The 18530-nt window shown below is 74.0% G+C and carries 15 protein-coding genes; 8 read left to right on the top strand and 7 right to left on the bottom strand.

Going from position 1 to position 18530, the window contains the following annotated elements:
• Positions 1-16 precede the first annotated feature (16 nt).
• Together CP980_RS07210 and CP980_RS07205 are read left to right on the top strand one after the other, a co-directional pair.
• Positions 17-1150 carry a YihY/virulence factor BrkB family protein gene (locus CP980_RS07210; RefSeq protein WP_132759299.1) on the top strand — a complete coding sequence of 378 codons (1134 nt, stop codon included), beginning with the start codon at positions 17-19 and terminating at the stop codon, positions 1148-1150.
• A gap of 44 nt (positions 1151-1194) precedes the next feature.
• Complete coding sequence (locus CP980_RS07205; protein ID WP_150530155.1) at positions 1195-1929, top strand: helix-turn-helix transcriptional regulator; 735 nt, start codon at positions 1195-1197, stop codon at positions 1927-1929.
• Here the strand turns inward: CP980_RS07205 and CP980_RS07200 are convergent.
• Positions 1872-2273 (bottom strand): VOC family protein, encoded by a 402-nt coding sequence (locus CP980_RS07200; RefSeq protein WP_132759300.1) that lies wholly within the window; start codon positions 2271-2273, stop codon positions 1872-1874. The two genes, CP980_RS07205 and CP980_RS07200, sit on opposite strands and share 58 nt — an antisense overlap.
• Positions 2274-2618: 345 nt before the next feature.
• Between CP980_RS07200 and rsgA the strand changes: the two genes are divergently transcribed.
• The gene (gene rsgA / locus CP980_RS07195; protein ID WP_229906812.1) at positions 2619-3746 is read left to right on the top strand and encodes a ribosome small subunit-dependent GTPase A; all 1128 of its coding nucleotides are present in this window, start codon (positions 2619-2621) and stop codon (positions 3744-3746) included.
• Between the two features lie 248 nt (positions 3747-3994).
• On the opposite strand, the gene CP980_RS07190 is transcribed toward rsgA, so the two are convergent.
• From CP980_RS07190 to CP980_RS07180, 3 genes are all read right to left on the bottom strand, one after another.
• Positions 3995-4375, bottom strand: a complete 381-nt coding sequence (locus CP980_RS07190; RefSeq protein WP_132759302.1) for a PPOX class F420-dependent oxidoreductase — start codon at positions 4373-4375, stop codon at positions 3995-3997.
• Between the two features lie 301 nt (positions 4376-4676).
• A complete protein-coding gene (locus CP980_RS07185) occupies positions 4677-5159 on the bottom strand; it encodes a DUF456 domain-containing protein (RefSeq protein WP_132759303.1) in 483 nt (160 codons plus the stop codon).
• A 60-nt stretch (positions 5160-5219) separates the two neighbouring features.
• Positions 5220-6197 carry a helix-turn-helix domain-containing protein gene (locus tag CP980_RS07180; protein ID WP_150530154.1) on the bottom strand — a complete coding sequence of 326 codons (978 nt, stop codon included), beginning with the start codon at positions 6195-6197 and terminating at the stop codon, positions 5220-5222.
• Between the two features lie 199 nt (positions 6198-6396).
• Between CP980_RS07180 and CP980_RS07175 the strand changes: the two genes are divergently transcribed.
• From CP980_RS07175 to CP980_RS07160, 4 genes are all read left to right on the top strand, one after another.
• On the top strand, positions 6397-10167 hold the full coding sequence (locus CP980_RS07175) for a S8 family peptidase (protein WP_150493110.1): 3771 nt from the start codon (positions 6397-6399) through the stop codon (positions 10165-10167).
• Positions 10168-10270: 103 nt separating this feature from the next.
• On the top strand, positions 10271-12208 hold the full coding sequence (locus CP980_RS07170; protein ID WP_150493108.1) for a protein phosphatase 2C domain-containing protein: 1938 nt from the start codon (positions 10271-10273) through the stop codon (positions 12206-12208).
• Between the two features lie 61 nt (positions 12209-12269).
• Entirely contained in the window at positions 12270-14012 is a 1743-nt protein-coding gene (locus CP980_RS07165; protein WP_132759306.1) for a pyruvate dehydrogenase, read from the top strand.
• A gap of 31 nt (positions 14013-14043) precedes the next feature.
• Complete coding sequence (locus tag CP980_RS07160) at positions 14044-14613, top strand: ATP-binding protein (protein WP_132759307.1); 570 nt, start codon at positions 14044-14046, stop codon at positions 14611-14613.
• 76 nt (positions 14614-14689) lie between these two features.
• On the opposite strand, the gene CP980_RS07155 is transcribed toward CP980_RS07160, so the two are convergent.
• Together CP980_RS07155 and CP980_RS07150 are read right to left on the bottom strand one after the other, a co-directional pair.
• Positions 14690-15751, bottom strand: a complete 1062-nt coding sequence (locus CP980_RS07155) for a DUF2637 domain-containing protein (RefSeq protein WP_132759308.1) — start codon at positions 15749-15751, stop codon at positions 14690-14692.
• Positions 15752-15955: 204 nt separating this feature from the next.
• The gene (locus tag CP980_RS07150) at positions 15956-16807 is read right to left on the bottom strand and encodes a (2Fe-2S)-binding protein (RefSeq protein WP_132759309.1); all 852 of its coding nucleotides are present in this window, start codon (positions 16805-16807) and stop codon (positions 15956-15958) included.
• A gap of 144 nt (positions 16808-16951) precedes the next feature.
• Between CP980_RS07150 and CP980_RS07145 the strand changes: the two genes are divergently transcribed.
• Positions 16952-17617 (top strand): GntR family transcriptional regulator, encoded by a 666-nt coding sequence (locus CP980_RS07145; RefSeq protein ID WP_150493106.1) that lies wholly within the window; start codon positions 16952-16954, stop codon positions 17615-17617.
• A 58-nt stretch (positions 17618-17675) separates the two neighbouring features.
• Here CP980_RS07145 and CP980_RS07140 read toward each other — a convergent pair whose 3' ends face one another.
• On the bottom strand, positions 17676-18464 hold the full coding sequence (locus CP980_RS07140) for a hypothetical protein (protein WP_132759311.1): 789 nt from the start codon (positions 18462-18464) through the stop codon (positions 17676-17678).
• Positions 18465-18530 lie beyond the last annotated feature (66 nt).

Here is an 18530-nt window from a genome sequence, read left to right as displayed (position 1 = left end):
CGGATACCGTAAGGACGTGCAGCCAGCAAAAGAAACACCCGAGCGGGTCCACGAGCGGGTCCCCGGGCGACTCCACCGGGCCCGTGCCCTCTACCGCAACGTCTCCAAGCGCAAGATGGCGTGGCTGCTGCTGAAGGACACCGTCAATTCGTGCATCGAGTACCGGATCCTCGGACTCGCGGCCGAGGCGGCGTTCTTCACGCTGCTCTCGCTGCCGCCGCTGTTCCTGGGCCTCCTGGGCCTCCTCGGGTACGTCGACGGCTGGACGGGCGGCACCTTCGTGGCCTCCATCGAGGAGAACATCCTGGGCGCGGTCGGCACCGTCCTGTCCGACCGGGGCGTCAACGACATCGCCAAACCGATGCTCGACGACGTCACCCAGGCAGGCCGGCCCGACCTGATCTCCCTCGGTTTCGCCTTCGCCCTCTGGTCGGGCTCGCGCGCCGTCAACGTCTTCATCGACACCATCACCGTGATGTACGGGCTCGACGGCCAGCGCGGCATCGTCAAGACCCGGCTGCTCTCCTTCCTGCTGTACGTGGTCGCCCTGGTGATCGGTGCCGTCGTCCTGCCGCTGATGGTGGCCGGGCCCGACGCGGTCGTCCGCTGGGTGCCGTGGAGCACCGAGGTGATCGCGGTCCTGTACTGGCCGATCGTCACCCTGCTGTCCATCGCCTTCCTGACCACGCTCTACCACGTGTCCGTCCCCGTGCGCTCCCCGTGGATCGAGGACGTGCCGGGCGCGCTCGTGGCGCTCGCCATGTGGGTACTGGGCTCCTTCCTGCTGCGGATCTACCTCACGAACACCGTCGAGGGCCCGACCATCTACGGCTCGCTGGCCGCGCCCGTCGCCGTCCTGCTGTGGATCGGCGTGTCGGCCTTCGCGGTGCTCGTCGGCGCGGCCGTGAACGCCGCCATCGACCGCGTCTGGCCGTCCGTGGCCACCGCCGCGGCCCGCGAGGCGAACGAGCGGGCCCGCGAGGCGGAGGCCGCTCAGCTGATCGCGCGCGCCGCCGCCTGGCGGGCGCTGGCCGAGGGCGAGTCGGAGGACGACGACGAGGGGGACGGCGAGATGCCCTCCGAGTTCCCGGAGCGCTGGTCGAAGTTCCTGCCGCCGGAGGACTATTCGGCCCGCCTGCGCAAGCACTGAGCCCGACCGGCGCGGAGCGGGTTGCGGGGCGTAGCGTGGCGGCTGTGTACGAGGAGCGGCCGTCCCCGCTGGTGCCCGGCGCGATCGTCTGGCGGCGCACCGGAGCCCCGGGCGGGCCCGTGCTGCCCGACGGCTGCATGGACCTGCTGTGGGTCGGCGGACGGCTGCTGGTGGCCGGCCCCGACACCGGGCCGCACCCCGCCGGGGAGGTGCCGGGCCGTGCCCGCGGCGCGATATCGGGGCTGAGGTTCGCCCCGGGAACGGCCCCCGCCCTGCTCGGCGTCCCCGCGCACGAGCTGCGCGACCGCCGGGTCGAGCTCGCCGACCTCTGGCCGGAGCCGGAGGTGCGCGCCCTCGCGGAGCGGATGAGCGCGTACGAGGACCCCGGCGCGGGGCTGGAGCGGCTGGCCCGCAGCCGCGCGGGGCGGAGCGCTCCCCCCGACCCCCTCGCCTCGCGCGTGGCCGCGGGGCTCCGCTCGGGGGAGTCCGTCGCCGCCGTGGCGGCGGTGGTCGGCCTCGGGCCCCGCCAGCTCCACCGGCGCTCCCTCGACGCCTTCGGCTACGGACCCCGCACGCTCGGGCGCGTGCTGCGCCTCCAGCGGGCGCTGGAACTGGCCCGGCGGGGGCTTCCGCAGGCCGAGGTGGCCCACCGGGCCGGCTACGCCGACCAGGCCCACCTCGCCCGCGAGTTCCGCGCGCTGGCCGGGACCACCCCCGGGGCCTACGCGGCGGCGAAGAGGGAGACCGCGCAGCCGTCCGGGTCGAGCACGGCCGCGTAGCGCTGCCCCCAGAAGGCGTCCCAGGGCTCTAGGTGGCCCTCGTACCCGGCGTCCGTCAGCTCGGCGTACACCGCGTCCACCTCGGCGGGGGACCCGCACAGGAATGCGAGCTCCCGGCGGCCGCCCCCGGTGGGCCGGGTCCAGGACGGGTCGAAGGAGCGGACCACGTCCTCCGTGTCGAAGCCGATGCGGAGCCCGCCGGGCAGGACGGCCTCCACGTGCGGCTGGGCCTCCGCCCCGGCCGGGAGGTCCAGGCCCAGCCGGCGGTAGAAGGCGAGCGAGGCGGCCATGTCGGAGACGACGAGGCCGATCATGTCGAGTCGGGGAGTCGTTCGGGAAGTCATGCGGCCAGGCTAGGAGCGGACCGGCCCGCCGGTCTTGAACGAATCGGACATGCACCCGACGGCGCCGCCGGAAAAGTTGCCGAAAGGAAGCCGGAAAAGAAGCCGGAAAAAGAGTTGGCGCGCGCCGCGGACCGCTTGCTACGGTGATCGAGTTCCCGCTGATCCGCGCGGAACGAGCCAGTACGTGCTGACCCGGAGGTGAGTTCATTGATGACTGTCGTCGCGCAGGGCGCTGCCCGCATCCAGAAGACCATCAATGTCACTTCCGTGGTCTCCGGCTGACCTCACACCTCTTCGCCCGCCGCTGAGCGCGCGCTGCCGGGGCCACCCTGTGAAGGGTTTCCCTTGTCTTTCTCTTCTTCCCAGACGTCTTCTTCCTCCTCCTCGTCTTCCGCGTACGCGTCCGCCCTCGCCCCCTTCGGCTGGGACGAGGCGTGGGAGGCCGAGTTCGCCCCGTACACCGGGCAGGGACTGGTGCCCGGCCGCGTGGTGCGCGTGGACCGCGGCCAGTGCGACGTCATGACCGCGGACGGCATCGTCCACGCCGACACCGCCTTCGTCACCCCGCACGACCCGCTGCGCGTCATCTGCACCGGTGACTGGGCCGTCGTCGAGACGGCCGGGAACCCCCGGTACGTCAAGACGTACCTGCCGCGCCGGACCGCCTTCGTGCGCTCCACCTCCTCGAAGCGGTCCGAGGGGCAGATCCTCGCCGCCAACGTCGACCACGCGGTCATCGCGGTCTCCCTGGCCGTCGAGCTGGACCTCGGCCGCATCGAGCGGTTCCTGGCCCTCGCGTGGGAGTCCGGGGCGCAGCCGCTGGTGGTCCTGACCAAGGCCGACCTCGTACCGGACCCGGTGACGCTCGCGCACCTGGTCCAGGACGTGGAGACCACGGCGCCCGGCGTCGACGTCCTCACCGTCTCCTCCCACACCGGGGAGGGCACGGACGTACTGGCCGCGGTCGTCGCCGGCGGTACGAGCGTGCTGCTCGGCGTCTCGGGCGCGGGCAAGTCCACCCTGGCGAACGCGCTGCTCGGCGACGACGTCATGGCGGTCCAGGCCACCCGTGACGCGGACGGCAAGGGCCGGCACACGACGACCACCCGCAACCTGCTGGCGCTGCCCGGCGGGGGCGTCCTCATCGACACCCCCGGACTGCGGGGCGTCGGCCTGTGGGATGCCGGGACCGGGGTCGGACAGGTGTTCTCGGAGATCGAGGAGTACGCGGCCGACTGCCGCTTCCACGACTGCGCGCACGAGGCCGAGCCCGGGTGCGCGGTGCTCGCGGCGGTCGACAGCGGCGAACTGCCGGAGCGGCGGCTGGAGAGCTACCGCAAGCTGCTCCGCGAGAACCAGCGGATCGTCGCCAAGACGGATGCCAGGCTCCGCAACGAGATCCGCCGGGACTGGCGGATCAAGTCGGCGGAGGGCCGGGCCAATTACGCGGCGAAGCGCACCGGCCGCTACTGAGCCCCGCCCCCGGGCGCCCGCCCCTCCCCCGAGGAGGGCAGGCGCCCGCGGGCCGGGCCCCGGACGCCCGGTCCCACACCCCCGGCCCTGGCCCCGGCTTCTGCCCGGGCCTTTGCCCGACGGCTCCGGGCCCTCGCCCGGACGGCTCCGGGCCCTCGCCGCGGACCGGGCTCCGGGTCATCGTCCCGTACCGGCCCTCGCCCCGGACCGGGCCTCGTCCCCTACCCGGCCCCGGGCTTCTGTCCGGGTCAGGCGTCGTCCAGGCCCCATGCGAACACGCGCTCCGGGTGGATGCGGATGACCTCCGGGCTGAAGTGCGGGCCCAGCGCGTGCGGGCCCACCTCCAGCGTGGCGCGGCCGCGGATCTCGACGCCGCGCACCTTCCACGGGCGGGTGCTCGCCAGGTCGTCCACCACGAGCGCGAGGCGCGGGTTCCGCTCCAGGTTGCGCCACTTCTTCGTCGACCCCATGGCCATACCGCCCACCAGGACGGTTCCGTCCTCCTGGGGGAAGAACCCCACGGGGTTGGCCTGCGGCTGCCCGGCCGCGTCCACCGTCGCCAACCGCCCCAGCCGTTGCGACCGCAGGTACGCCAGCTGCGCCGCGCTGAAACCCTCGAACTCCGTCATGCGGCCCAGCCTCGCAGCGCCCCGCCCCACCCGCATCGGGCGTCAGCCCGAGCAGACGTAGACCCATCGCCCTAGGTCGTGTCGTCAAAGTCCCGTCTGGTCGGCGGGGTCTGGCACGCACGCTCGCCGCGTTGTCGTCGGTCACCGACGCTCCGCGTCGATTCCCTCCTCCGCCTTGCGATCGCACGCACCAGACCCCGCCGACCACCGCCCTGACGGGCGGCCGACGCCACTTTGACGACACTCCCCAGGACGGACCCGGACCGGGACGGCCCCGGACCCGCATCACGGCCGCGGCCCGTCAGCCCGATACGACCGCGCCCAGCCAGGCGCCCACCACCATCAGGCATGCGAGGAGCTCCACCAGCACGCTCGTGCCCACCGCCCGCATCACCGCCCGTACCGAGGCCCAGGCCTCGCCGTGCGTGCCCAGGCGCAGCCGCTCGCACAGGTAGACGCCCCCCACGAACCCCGGAACCGCCCCCACCACCGGGATCACCACGAAGCCCAGCAGCGCGCCCGCGCCCGCGAACGCCGCCATCCGGCGGGTGACCCCCACCCCGCGCAGCCGCCTCGGCGGCAACTGCCACTCGACCACCTGGACCACCAGCAGCAGCGCCGTGGCCGCGACCAGCAGGGACCACGCCAGCGCCGACCGCTCGTGCAGCGCCCACCACAGCACCCCCGCCCAGACCAGCCACGTCCCCGGCACACCCGGGACCAGCACCCCGACCACCCCGAGCAGCAGCACCAGCCCCACCAGGAGCAGCTGAGGCAGACCCATGCGCTCAGCGTGACCGACCCGGGCCCATCGGGCCACCCAGCCCCCGCGGACCCCGCCCGGCTACCGGGCCACCCAGCCCCTCTCGTACGCGTGCCAGCCGAGCTGGAGCCGGGTGGTGACCCCGGACAGCTCCATGAGGCCCTTGACCCGCCGCTGCACCGTCCGCAGCCCCAGCTCCAGGTGTTTGGCCACGCTCGCGTCCGTCATCCCGGCCAGCAGCAGCGTCAGGATCTCCAGGTCCGTGGTGTCGGGCACGCCCCCCGCTTCCTCCGGCGCGCCCGTCGCCCCGAGCCGCAGCGGCAGCGCCTCCCGCCACACCGCCTCGAAGAGCCCCATCAGGGATTCCAGCAGCCCCGAGGCGTGCACCACCAGCGCCGCCGGCTCCGCGCCGCGCGCCGTCAGCGGGACCATGGCCAGGGACCGGTCCGCGATCACCAGCTTCGTCGGGACGTCCCCCGTCACCCGCACTTGTTCGCCCCGCGCCAGCGCGGTCGACGCCTCCCTGATCCCGGTCGGCAGGGCCAGTACCTCCCGCTCGATCACGACCCGGTACGCCACACCCCGTACGGCGGCCCGCTCCTCGGCCTCGTTCTCCATCCCCGTGACCACCTGGGGCCGGCCGCTGACCAGCGCGCACACCTCCTCGGCCGCGCCCAGCTGGAGCTGGTGGAAGCGGTGCGCCACCGCGCTCGCGCCCGTCACCACCTCCACCAGGTCGTGCACCGCCGGCTCGGCGGCCTCCGCCCGGTACTCCTGCGCCAGCAGCGCCGCCGCCAGTTCCGCCTGCTCCAGCTCGTGCCGCTGCTGCGTCAGCAGCGCCCCGAGCGCCACCCCCGGCGGGGCGGCCACCCAGCGCCCGGGCCGGGTGGAGGACTGCGCGGCCAGCCCGTGCCGTTCCAGGTGCCGCAGCGCCCGTTCGGTCTGCGGTACCGGCAGCGTCAGCCGGTGCGCGAGGTCCGGGACCTCCGCCGCGCCCAGTGCCACCAGTACGCGGTACGCCGACTCCTGGCCCTCGTCCAGGCCTATGGCGTTCAGCAAGCGGTCCACCCACCCTCTCCACACCGTTCGTGGCGGGAAGCGGCCACGGCGCAAACCCGCCGCGGACATCATCGCCGCACCTCCCGCCTCTCTGCCAGGGTGACGCCACCGCAGCACCAACATCCGCCGGTCAGAAGCGACTTGTGGGCAGCTTTGCCATGCAATGCAGCTGTTGGCCGGAATTCACCTGGGGAGAGCGATGCGCCCGATATCGCGTACGGCGGTGGGAGCGGCCGCCGCGGCCGTCCTGGCCGTCACCGCCATCGGCCCGTCGGCGGCACAGCCGATCGACACGGCGCCCGCGGGAGCGGGCAACAGACCGCTCACCGGCGGCGAAGCGGCCGGAAGACGACCCACGGCCCCGGTCACCGTGACCCTGGTCACCGGCGACCGGATCCTGGTCTCCACCGACCCGGCCGGGCGCACCGCCGCCACCGCCATGCCGCGCGAGGACGGCTCGCAGCCCCTCGTGCAGACCCGCCAGAACGGCAAGGACCTCTACGTCTACCCCGCGAGCGCGGTCAAGGCCCTCGCCGCCGGCACGGTCGACCAGGAGCTCTTCAACGTCACCGGCCTGATCCGGCAGGGCTACGACGACGCGCACGCCAAGAAGCTCCCGCTCATCGCCGTCTACGACGGCTCCCGGGACCTGGCGCGCAGCGCGCCGCCCGCCCCGCGCGGCGCCGAACGCTCCCTCGTCCTCGGCTCCATCGGGGCCGTCGCCCTCGCCGCCGACAAGCAGCAGGCCGCCGCCTTCTGGGCCGACGTGACCGACGACCGCTCCCGCGCCGCAGGCGGGCTGAAGAAGCTGTGGCTCGACGGCAAGGTCCGGGCCAACCTGGAGCGTTCGACGAAGCAGGTGAACGCGCCCGCCGCCTGGGCGGCCGGGTACGACGGCAAGGGCACCAAGGTCGCCGTCCTGGACACCGGCACCGACCTGGACCACCCCGACCTCAAGGGCCGTGTCTCCGCGTCGAAGAACTTCACCGACTCCGACACCGACGCGGACCGTCAGGGCCACGGCACCCACACCATCTCCACGGTCGGGGGCTCCGGAGCCGAGAGCGGCGGCGCCAAGAAGGGCGTCGCGCCGGGCGCCGAACTGCTCAGCGGCAAGGTCCTCAACGACCAGGGCTACGGCCTCGATTCGTGGATCATCGCCGGTATGGAATGGGCCGTCGACAGCAAGGCCGACGTGGTCTCCATGAGCCTCGGCGACCCCTCGCAGACCACCTGCGACGACCCCATGTCGGCGGCCGCCGAGCGGCTCGCGCAGAGCGGCACCACCCTCTTCGTGATCGCCGCCGGCAACTCCGGCCCCGGCAACAACACGGTCTCCTCGCCCGGTTGCGCGCCCGGCGTGCTCACCGTCGGCGCCGTCGACCGCGACGACACCACGGCCTCCTTCTCCAGCCGCGGACCCGCCGGACTCCAGCACACCCTCAAGCCCGAGATCGCCGCCCCCGGGGTCGGGATCTCCGCCGCGGCCATGGGCGGGCGCGGGGTGTACGCGTACCAGTCCATGTCCGGTACCTCGATGGCCACCCCGCACGTCGCGGGCGCCGCCGCCATCGTCAAGCAGCGCCACCCCGACTGGACCGCCCAGCAGGTCAAGGCCGCCCTCGTCGGCTCCGCGAACTCCGGTGTCCCCGGCGACGTGCGCCAGACCGGCGGCGGCCGCCTCGACGTCAAGGCGGCCGTCGACGCCACCGTGACGAGCGCGCCAGCCGTGCAGGGCGGCGCGTACGACTGGCCGCAGGAGCGCGGCGACCGCACGAGCGTCGAGATCCCGTACACGAACACGGGCACCCGGCCCGTCACCCTGAACCTCGCCGTGGAGAAGGTCACCGGCAACGACGGCTCGGCCGTCCGCAGCCGGATCGCGGGCCTGGACCGCCGTACGGTGACCGTCCCGGCCGGCGCCACCGTCAAGGTGCCTCTCGCCCTCGATCCGGCGGCCCGGCTGGAGCGCTCCCAGTACGGGGACGTCACCGGGCGGGTCGTCGCCACGGCGGACGGCGTGCACGTCTCCACGCCCTTCTCGCTGTACGTGGAGCCGCAGACCGTCACCCTGCGGGTCAAGCTGATCGACCGCTCGGGCAAGCCGGCCGCCGGACCGTCCTCCCTCGACGTCATCGGCACCGACGACGCCAGCGGGGAGCGCCGCTTCAACGACGGCGCCGCGGACCAGGTCTACCGGGTGCGCCCGGGCTCGTACTTCCTCTCCGCCTTCGTCGCCACCCCCGACGCCGGTGACGGGGCCGCGCTGTACGACTCCCTCACCTACCTGGGCCGCCCCCAGCTGGAGGTCAAGAAGGACACCGTGGTGGTGCTGGACGCCCGCAAGGCCTCCCGCCTCTCGATCGCGACCGACCGGCCCACCGAGGCCCGCAACACCACCCTCGCCTTCTCCCGGTACTGGGACGAGTCCTGGCTGCACGCGGGCACGGCGATGGGCGGCCGGACGATCCGCGGCTACTACGCCTCGGTCGAAGGCCGGGCGCACGAGGGCGAGTTCGAGTTCGGCAGCTACTGGCGCGCGGCCGCGCCGCTGATCTCCGAGCTGAAGGTCGCGGGCGGCCCCGCGCTGCACCCGATCACCGCCTCGACGGGCAGTGACAACCTCGACGGTACGGGCGCCGCGCCGCTGGTCGACGCGGGCACAGGGACGCCCGAGGAACTCGCGGCCGCGGGCGTGAAGGGTGCGATCGTCCTGGTCAAGGCCGTGGACGGCTCGCTGTACGAGGTCGCGGACCATGCGAGGGCGGCCGGGGCCAAGGCCGTGCTCGCCCACCGCGAGGCCCCCGGCCGCTGGACCGGCTTCACCGGTTACGCGGGCGGCTCGCTCCCGGCGCTGACCATCGAGCGGGGGGAGGCGCAGGCACTGCTCGCGCGGCTCGCGGCGGGCAAGGTCACGCTGACCTGGAAGGGCAGCGCGAAGAGCCCGTACGTCTACAACCTGGCGCAGGTGGATAAGGGCGCGGTACAGGGGGACCGGACCTACCGGGTGCGCGACCGCGACCTCGGCGCGGTGGAATCCACGTACCACTCGATGGGCGTGGCCGCCGACTTCACCGACATGACCGGCGCGTACCGGCCGCTGGGGACCGCCGTCTACTTCGGCGGCCTGGACACGGTGGCGGTGCCGGGCAAGCGCACCGAGTTCTACTCCGCCGGGGACACGGCCTGGGACCACCTGGTCTCCAGCAGCTTCCCGTGGGGCGAGTTCATGACCGACCAGCAGCGTACGTACGTCAAGGGCGGCAAGCGCGCCGAGAGCTGGTACGACGGGGTCGTCGGGCCGGTCGCCGGTCGTGACCTCGCGGGCCGGCCGCAGCTGGCCGCCGAGCGGCAGGGCGACCTGATCGGCTTCTCCTGCGCGATGTGGGGGGACACCGGGCACTACGCGCAGCAGGGTTCCTTCGGGGACGCCGGCGGGCTGGTCCTGAAGCGGAACGGCGAGCAGATCGGCGACAGCTGGTACCCCTCCGGGGTCTTCGAGGTCCCGGCGCAGGAGGCCACGTACGAACTGACGCAGCAGATCGAGAAGTTCGGCCAGCCGGCCCGTACCTGGCAGCGTTCGCAGGCGGTGACGACGACGTGGACCTTCCGCTCGCACCGGGATCCGGCCCAGTACTCCCAGTCCCTCCCGATCCTGTTCCCCTCGCTCGCGATCCCGGCGGACGGCATGAAGACGCTGCCGGCGGCGAACGGGCAGACGATCGGCCTGGGGGTCACGGGGCACGCGGGGTACGCGCCGGGGGCGCTGAAGTCGGCGAAGCTGGCGTACTCGTACGACGGTGAGCACTGGACCCAGGCGGCCGTGACCGAACGGAACGGGCGGTGGTCGGCGGTCGTGGACCACGCCGGGGCCGGGGCCGGCCGGCAGGTTTCGCTGAAGGTGGAGCTCACCGACGCGAACGGTGCGGCCGTCACCCAGACGGTCGTGCGCGCGTACGACATCCGTTAGGTCGTACGAGGGATACGGAAGGGGTCCACCGGGCGGCGGTCCGGTGGACCCCTTTTCGCGCATTCGGCGTTTTCTGCCGCTGCGGGGGGCCAAGAATGAGCCCATGAGTCAGCAGGGCGCGGACGACTGGTGGCAGAAGCTGTACGGAACCCCGGGCCCGGGCCCGGCCGACACGGCGGATCCGGCCGACACCCGGGATCCGGCCGACACGCTGGATTCCCGCTTCCACTCGGCGTCGTCCCTCACGCACCGGATCCCCCATCAGCCGGGGCCGCCGGATCCGGCCGGCGTACTGCCGGGGCGGGACCGGGCCCCGGCGCGCCCGGATACCGTCCGCCCGCCGGACGCCGTCCCGCCTGGGCGGGAGCCCGTGGGCCGGCAGGGGCCTGCGCAGGGGCCTCCTCCGCAGCCGGGGCCGATGGCCGAGCCGCCCCCGCCCGAGGCGCCGCCGGGGCCGCCCGGGGCCGGGGCCGTACCGCCCGCATGGGGGCCGGGTGCCGTTCCGCCGGTGCCGCCCGTCGCGCCGCCCGTGCCGCCCGTCGCGCCGCCCATCGCGCCGCCCCCGCCCAGCGTGCTGCCGCGACCGCGCCGGGAGGCCGATCCGGAGCCGGCGCCGCCCTGGGACCCCAGCGGACCGGGGACGACGGGGTACGGGCTCGGGAGCGTGACCGTGCCGCCGGCGCTCCCGGAGGTACCGCCCGAACCGCCGGTCCGGCGCTGGGGCGCCCCGCCCGAGCGGCTCCGGGACGCGGACAGCGCCACACAGCCCCCGCCCGCCCCCGCGCCGCACCCCGGCGCGGACTCCTGGCCCGGAGCCGACCGCCGGGAGGGGGTCACCGGCGCCGGCGGGCATCCCCCGCAAGGAGACGGAGCCGGCCGCGCCGACGCCGCCGGACCCGGCCCGGAAGCCACCGTGCCCGATGCCGTCGGCCCGGCGCCCCACCCCGCCCGCGATCCCGCGCCCGGCTCCGACCCGGTGCGGGACCCGCGCTCCGACATGGTGCCCCCGGCTCCGTGGGAGGCGCCCGGGGGACCAGGCTCCTGGCCTGCCGAGACCGAGACCGGGACCGAGGCCGACGCAGAGGCCGAGGCAGAGCCCGACGCGGGCGCGGCCCCCGTCGCCCTCCAGCCGCTGGCCGGGGATCCCGTCGCCGGTGAGCCCTGGTCCGCGTCCGGGGCCGGGGCCGGGGAGCGGCCCGTCGTGGGGTTCCTCGGGGACCGGGCGCCCACGTACGCCCCCGAGCCCGGGTCCCTGCCCCTCGCCGATCCCGCGGCGCTCGAAGAGCTCGTACCCGACACCGTGCTCGAAGGGGCCCGGCACGGGACGTACACCCTGCGCGCCACCTCCGTGCGCGGGGACTCCGCGCGGTTCCGCGGCGAGGCCCGGCGGGACTTCCTGCTGACCGCACGCTTCGGCACCGGCGACGACGCCCTCGTCCTCGCCGCCCTCGCCGGGGGCGACCGCTCCGCCCCCGGGGCCGCCGATGCCGCCGCCGAGCTGTGCCGGTGGATCGCCTCCGCCGTCGGCCGGAGCCGGGAGCGCCTCGCCGACGACATCCGCTCGGGGCGGCGCGACGCCCTGCGCTCGGGACTCCAGCGCCTCACCGACCGCGGCTACGGCCGCCTGCGCGCCCACGCCGCCGAGCTCGGGCTCCCGGAGGACGCGTACACCGCCGGCCTGCGCGTGCTGCTGCTCCCGATCGACCCCGAGTGCAAGACGCGGGTCTGTTTCGGCTCGGGCGCCGGGGGGCTGTTCCGGCTCCGGGACGGCGCGTGGCAGGACCTGGAGCCGGAGGCGCCCGAAGGCGGCGCGGAGGGCTTCCGGTTCCGCGCCGCCGTGGCCCGGCCCCGCGACACCCTGCTCCTGTGCTCCGGCGGGCTCGCGGACCCCATGCGCGAGGAGGGTCTCCTTCCGGCCGCACTCGCGGCCCGCTGGGCCGAGCCCGAACCCCCCGGCCTGGCCGCTTTCCTCGCGGACACCCAGCTCCGCCTCAAGGGCTACGCCGACGACCGGACGGCCGCCGCCGTCTGGGAGGCGTGATCGGGCGAAATGTGGATGGATGGACAGGCGTACCCGGCAGGAAACGAAAGGGCGCCTCCCCATGGGCAAGCAGAACGTGGCCGAGCAGTTCGTCGACATCCTCGTACGCGCCGGCGTGCGCCGGATGTACGGGGTCGTGGGCGACAGCCTGAACCCGGTCGTCGACGCCATCCGCAGGACCGGCGGCATCGAGTGGATCCAGGTCCGGCACGAGGAGACCGCCGCCTTCGCGGCCGGGGCCGAGGCCCAGATCACCGGCCGCCTCGCCGCGTGCGCGGGCTCCTGCGGCCCCGGCAACCTGCACCTGATCAACGGCCTCTACGACGCCCACCGCTCGATGGCCCCGGTCCTCGCCCTCGCCTCCCACATCCCCTCCGGCGAGATCGGCCTCGGCTTCTTCCAGGAGACCCACCCCGACCGGCTGTTCACCGAGTGCAGCCACTACTGCGAGCTGATCTCCAACCCGCGGCAGATGCCCCGCGTGCTCCAGAGCGCCATCCAGCACGCCGTCGGCCGAAGCGGCGTCGGCGTGGTCGCGCTGCCCGGCGACGTCGCCTCCCTGCCGGCCCCGGAGAAGAGCATCGAGCACGCGCTCGTGACCGCGCGGCCGACCGTACGCCCGGGCGACGGCGAGATCGAGAAGCTGGTCCGGCTGGTCGACGAGGCCGACCGGGTCACCCTGTTCTGCGGCAGCGGCACGGCCGGGGCGCACGCGGAGGTGATGGAGTTCGCGGGCCGGGTCAAGGCGCCCGTCGGGCACGCCCTGCGCGGCAAGGAGTGGATCCAGTACGACAACCCGTACGACGTCGGCATGAGCGGGCTGCTCGGCTACGGCGCCGCCTACGAGGCCACGCACGAGTGCGATCTGCTGATCCTGCTCGGCACGGACTTCCCGTACAACGCCTTCCTGCCCGACGACGTGAAGATCGTGCAGGTGGACATCCGCCCCGAACACCTCGGCCGCCGCTCGAAGCTGGACCTCGCCGTCTGGGGGGACGTACGGGAGACCCTGCGCGCGCTGAACACCCGGGTCAGGGCCAAGACGGACCGCCGCTTCCTGGACCGGATGCTGAAGAAGCACGCCGACGCCCTGGAGGGCGTGGTCAAGGCCTACACCCGCAAGGTGGAGAAGCACACCCCGATCCACCCCGAGTACGTGGCCTCGGTCGTCGACGAACTCGCCGACGAGGACGCCGTGTTCACCGTCGACACGGGCATGTGCAACGTGTGGGCGGCGCGCTATCTTTCCCCGAACGGCAAGCGGCGCATCATCGGCTCGTTCAGCCACGGCTCCATGGCCAACGCCCTCCCGCAGGCCATCGGCGCTCAGTTCACCGACCGGGGCCGTCAAGTGGTGTCGATGTCGGGCGACGGCGGTTTCTCCATGCTGATGGGAGATTTCCTCACCCTGGTGCAGTACGACCTGCCCGTCAAAGTGGTCCTCTTCAACAACTCATCCCTCGGAATGGTCGAGTTGGAGATGCTGGTTTCCGGCCTCCCTTCGTACGGAACGACCAACCACAACCCGGATTTCGCGGCGATCGCCCGCGCGGCGGGGGCGTTCGGGGTCCGCGTGGAGAAGCCCAAGCAGCTCGCGGGGGCTTTGAAGGACGCGTTCCGGCACAAGGGGCCCGCTTTGGTGGACGTGGTGACCGACCCCAACGCCCTGTCGATTCCCCCCAAGATCAGTGCCGAGATGGTGACCGGTTTCGCACTTTCCGCCAGCAAGATCGTGCTCGACGGTGGCGTGGGAAGGATGATCCAGATGGCTCGATCCAACCTGCGCAACGTGCCGCTCCCGTAAGCCCGCAGGAGTGCGGATCGCCCCGGCGGGCATGCATCCCCGTAGACCAGTTCGAGATCACGGGAACCTACGGGGGAGGGGCATCGCCGTGCGGGTGGGGGCGAAGACCGGGAAGCAGTGGGGGAGGGGACGGCCCGAACCGCGTGAACCGTCCGTCGAGGACGGGAGGGCGGTGGACGCGCTGGAGATCACCCGGAGCGTACGCCGGGCGGATCACAAGGCGGTGAGCGAAGTGCGCCGGGCGTTACGGGAGTTGATGCGCCAGCGGTGTCCGGCCGATACCGCCGAGGTGGCCGAGTTACTGATCACGGAGCTCGTCACCAACGCCCTCGTCCACACCGACCAGGGCGCCGAGGTGTCCGCGAGGCTCGCCGCGGACCGGCTGAGGGTGGAGGTCCGGGACTACGCCTCGCGCCGTCCCCGGCCGTACGTACCGACCGCCGACGACGGTACGCACGGCCGGGGGCTGATGCTGGTGCAGGCCCTCGCCGACGCCTGGGGCGTGGACGCGTCCGTCCAGGCGGGCGGCAAGGTGGTGTGGTTCGAGCTGGACGGCGCCCTCGCGCCCTACGGCGGCGCCTACGACGCGGGGCCCGCCTGAACGACGGAGGGCCCGCGAACGACGGAGGGCCCGCCTCGACGGCGGGCCCCGATGGGTCGGTCCGGCGCACGGATCGTCAGCCGAACTGCTGCTCCAGGTCCTTGAGTTTGCGCTCCAGTGAATCGAGGCGGGGGATGGTCTGGGTGTCGTCCTCGGCGGTCAGGTCCACCGTCCGGGTGCCGGTCACCTCAGCGGTCTCGGGTCCGTGCACGGCCTGCAGGGAGGGCCGGCGGCGCGGTGCGGGCAGCTGTCCCGTTTCGGGTATGGCCGGCTCCGCGCCGACCGGCGCGGAGCCCGATCCGGGGGCCAGCCCCGGCACGTCGACCTGGCGGGCTCGGGAGCGCCCGAACGCCCGGTTCTGCCGGCCCAGGGCCTTGATGCGGGCCCGGTCCAGCCGGTTCTGGTCGCGCCTGCGGTGGCGGTCCTGCTCCCGCTCGCGCTTGTCCTCGCGTACCTCCTCGACGGCCTCGTCGAGGGTGCGGACCCCCTCCAGCAGCATGAGGGACCACGCGCCGAAGGTCTCCCGGGGGGCCCGCAGCCAGCGGACCATCCGGATCTGCGGCAACGGCCTCGGGATCAGGCCCTGTTCGCGCAGCGCGGCCCGGCGGGTCTGCTTGAGGGCGCGGTCGAAGAGGACGGCCGCCGAGAGCGACATCCCGGCGAAGAACTGCGGGGCGCCGTCGTGGCCCATGCCGCGCGGCGCGTGCACCCAGTTGAACCAGGCGGCCGCGCCCGCGAACAGCCAGACCAGCATGCGGGAGCCGAGGGCCGCATCACCGTGGCTGGCCTCGCGGACGGCGAGCACCGAGCAGAACATGGCGGCGCCGTCGAGGCCGAAGGGGACCAGGTACTCCCAGCCGCCGGAGAGGTTCAGGTTCTGCCGGCCGAAGCCGACCAGTCCGTGGAAGGAGAGCGCCGCGGCGACCGCCGCGCAGCAGAACAGCAGGACGTAGGAGGCGGTCCCGTACACGGCTTCCTTGCGCCGCCGCCGCTCCTCGCTGCGCTCCCAGGTGTCTTCGGCCGCGGCCTTGTCGCCGTCCCGCTTGCCCCGGGCCAGTACCGCAACTGCCGCAAGTACGCCCAGGATCAGCAGGCTGCCGGGCAGCAGCCAGTCCAGCGATATGTCGGTCAGTCTCATGCGGATGTCCCTTGCCTCTGCCTCGCGTGTGCGGCCTTCCGGGAGCCATGGTGACGCAGGAGATCGGCCCGGCATGGGGGTTTCGGGGCAAGTGGACGCCATCGGGGGGCCGGGCCCGCCGGATAGGGTGTTGTGGGTCGAACTACCGCTCGCACAACCGGAGTTGCGTTCGATTATGGTCAGTCGTACGAGTGGGTTCAGAGGTCATGCGGCAGCCGTGAGGCGCGAGATGCGCTCCGCGTCGCAGGTGCGGGGGCAGGTGGTGCAGGTGTCCTCGGGCCGGATCGTGTAGAAGAGGCAGCAGCTGGCCCGGTCCCGGGTCGCCAGCTGTTCGCCGCGGGGGCCGGAGAGCGTACGGAACGCCGCGCCCGCGGTGTACGGGGCGGTCCGGCCGGGGAGCAGCGCCTCCAGTTCGGCCATGGCCCGGTGCTCCTCGTCCACCAGCTTCCCCAGGTGCCAGACGCCCGAGACGATCTCGTCGGTCACCATGCCCCACAGGGCGCGGCGGCCGCGCCGCATGCGGGGGCCGAAGCCCTCCAGCAGCGGTTCGAGGTGGTGGGCCACCGCAGCCCGCACCTCGGCGCGCAGCGCCTCCTGGTCGGGCACGACACGGGCCCCGGGGAGAGCGGCCGCCGGGTCGTCCGGCAGGCAGGAGAAGGACTCGACGCGCACGCTCATGCGTCCGTGGGTCCGGTGGAACGCCACGTCCCGCCCCGAAAGGCGGGGTACCCGGCGGTCGAGGAACCAGGGGGCCGTGATCAGCAGGCAGGCCGGCCAGGCGTACCGGTGCAGCCCGAAGGTGGCCACCACGTCGGGGCGGGCCTGGCGGCCGTAGTCCCGCAGGACCTGGGCGTCGTCCCAGGCGAGGTAGGCGTCGACCTCCGCCCCGCCGGCCGCGAGCGCGTCCGCGCCGATCCACCCCACACCGCGAGGGGCGGGCTCGTGCGCCGCGCGTTCGTCGACCTGGAGGCGGTCGTACGCCCTCGACAGGCGTGCGTACGCGTCCGCCACCGGAGAGCCGGCCGGGGGCGGGGCGACGACGGAGCTGTCGGGCATGGCGGGACCACCGATTCGCACGGTCGGGAGCAGAAGAGGTAAGGCTTACCTTATCTGATCTAGGGCGGCCGTACCAGCACCCGCCGGACCGATTCGCCTATTCTCTGGGGACATGTGTCAGGTCGAGACCCCGAGGAGGACCGAATGCACGAAGCGGCCCCCACCGGGGTGAAGGACCTGTTCCCGGCCCGGAAGGTGCTGCGGCATTCGGTGCGCGGGCAGGTGCTCGACGCGCTGCGCGCGGCCCTCGTCGACGGGGAGCTGGCGCCGGGGGAGATCTACTCCGGACCGGCCCTGGGGGAGCGCTTCGGCGTCTCCGCGACGCCCGTGCGCGAGGCGATGCAGCAGCTGGCGCTGGAGGGGGCGGTGGAATGCCTCCCGAACCGCGGCTTCCGGGTGCTCTCGCGTACGCCGCGGGCGATGGCCGAGCTGGCGGAGGTACGGGCGCTGCTGGAGGTACCGGTGGTGCTGCGCCTGGCCCGTACGGTCCCGGCGCAGGCCTGGGCGGAGCTGCGGCCGGCGGCGGCGGCCGCGGCCGAGGCGGCCGAGGCCGGTGACCCGGCGGGGTACGCGGACGCGGACCGGGCCTTCCACCGGGAGCTGCTCTCCCTGGGCGGGAACGAGCAGCTGGTCTCGGTGGCCCAGGGCCTCCACCGGCGGTCCCAGTGGCCGCTGCCGGGGGTCCCGCGGGTGCGGCGGGCCGAGCTCGTGGCGGCGGCGGCGGAGCACACGGCCCTGCTGGAGGCCCTGATCGCGGGTGATCTCCCGCTGGTGGAGCAGGTGCTCCGCAGCCACTTCGGTACGGCCTGAGCCGGGCGCGCCCCGGGCCTGCGAGACCTCGGGCCCTCGCCCCCGGAGGAGCGGTGGGTCAGACGCCGGCGGGGCTGGGCCTGTCCGGGTGGAGCTGGTCGGCCAGCCAGGTGGGGATCCCGCCCAGGAGGTGGAACAGCCGGCGGGCCTCCGCGCGCAGACGGGCCGCCTCCGGTTCCGGTTCGGCTTCGGCCAGGGCCGCCAGCGCGGGGGCGGTACCGATCAGGAAGCCCAGGTCCTCACGGATCCGCAGGGACTCCGCGAAGCCCTTGCGGGCCTCCGCCACCTCCCCGTCCCGCAGCGACAGCGCGGCCAGGTGGCGCCAGGTGAAGGACAGCAGCAGTGTGTCCCCGTGGGCCAGCGCCCCCGCGTGGGCCCGGCGGTACGCCGGACGGGCCGCCTGCGGGGCGTCCGCGAGGTGCTCCGCGACCAGCCCCCGCCGGAAGTCCAGCAGCGGGCGGGTCCGGGACCCGGGGGACAGCAGCGCCGCCGCCCGGCCCAGGGCGGACCGCGCCTCGTCCGAACGGTCGCGGACCCCGAGCACGGTCGCCGCGTACGCCAGTTGTCCCCGCTCGCAGGCCGCCGCGCCCCGCTCGTCGTCGTCGTGGGCCACCGCCTCCGCGACCCGCAGGGCGTCCTCCGCCTCGGCCCAGCCCTGCCCGGTGAACAGGCACCGCTCGACCAGCAGCGCGGTCCGCTGCACGGCCGCGCCGGCGTCGTGCAGATGGGGCGTCAGCAGGGCCGCCGCGTCGCTCCAACAGCCGCGCGAACGCAGCCGCCATATCGCCCGCTGGAGGGGGTCGTCTCCCCCGGTAGTTCCGGCACCGGACATGGCGGTATCCGCCACATTGCCCTCCCCAAAGCAACCAAGCAGCACGTCGTTGAGCCCTGGGGCGAAATGAGAGCACGGATC

The organism is Streptomyces vinaceus, assembly GCF_008704935.1.
GTDB classification, from domain to species: domain Bacteria; phylum Actinomycetota; class Actinomycetes; order Streptomycetales; family Streptomycetaceae; genus Streptomyces; species Streptomyces vinaceus.
The sequence above is the reverse complement of the archived record's forward strand: the minus strand, read 5'-3'. Positions and strand labels throughout refer to the sequence as shown.

Bases quoted from the DNA above. Each gene is read 5' to 3' on its own strand.
- CP980_RS07200 (WP_132759300.1), bottom strand. From the start codon at position 2,273: ATGACTTCCCGAACGACTCCCCGACTCGACATGATCGGCCTCGTCGTC.
- CP980_RS07190 (WP_132759302.1), bottom strand. From the start codon at position 4,375: ATGACGGAGTTCGAGGGTTTCAGCGCGGCGCAGCTGGCGTACCTGCGG.
- CP980_RS07185 (WP_132759303.1), bottom strand. From the start codon at position 5,159: ATGGGTCTGCCTCAGCTGCTCCTGGTGGGGCTGGTGCTGCTGCTCGGG.
- CP980_RS07175 (WP_150493110.1), top strand. From the start codon at position 6,397: ATGCGCCCGATATCGCGTACGGCGGTGGGAGCGGCCGCCGCGGCCGTC.
- CP980_RS07170 (WP_150493108.1), top strand. From the start codon at position 10,271: ATGAGTCAGCAGGGCGCGGACGACTGGTGGCAGAAGCTGTACGGAACC.
- CP980_RS07165 (WP_132759306.1), top strand. From the start codon at position 12,270: ATGGGCAAGCAGAACGTGGCCGAGCAGTTCGTCGACATCCTCGTACGC.
- CP980_RS07160 (WP_132759307.1), top strand. From the start codon at position 14,044: ATGCATCCCCGTAGACCAGTTCGAGATCACGGGAACCTACGGGGGAGG.
- CP980_RS07155 (WP_132759308.1), bottom strand. From the start codon at position 15,751: ATGAGACTGACCGACATATCGCTGGACTGGCTGCTGCCCGGCAGCCTG.
- CP980_RS07150 (WP_132759309.1), bottom strand. From the start codon at position 16,807: ATGCCCGACAGCTCCGTCGTCGCCCCGCCCCCGGCCGGCTCTCCGGTG.
- CP980_RS07145 (WP_150493106.1), top strand. From the start codon at position 16,952: ATGCACGAAGCGGCCCCCACCGGGGTGAAGGACCTGTTCCCGGCCCGG.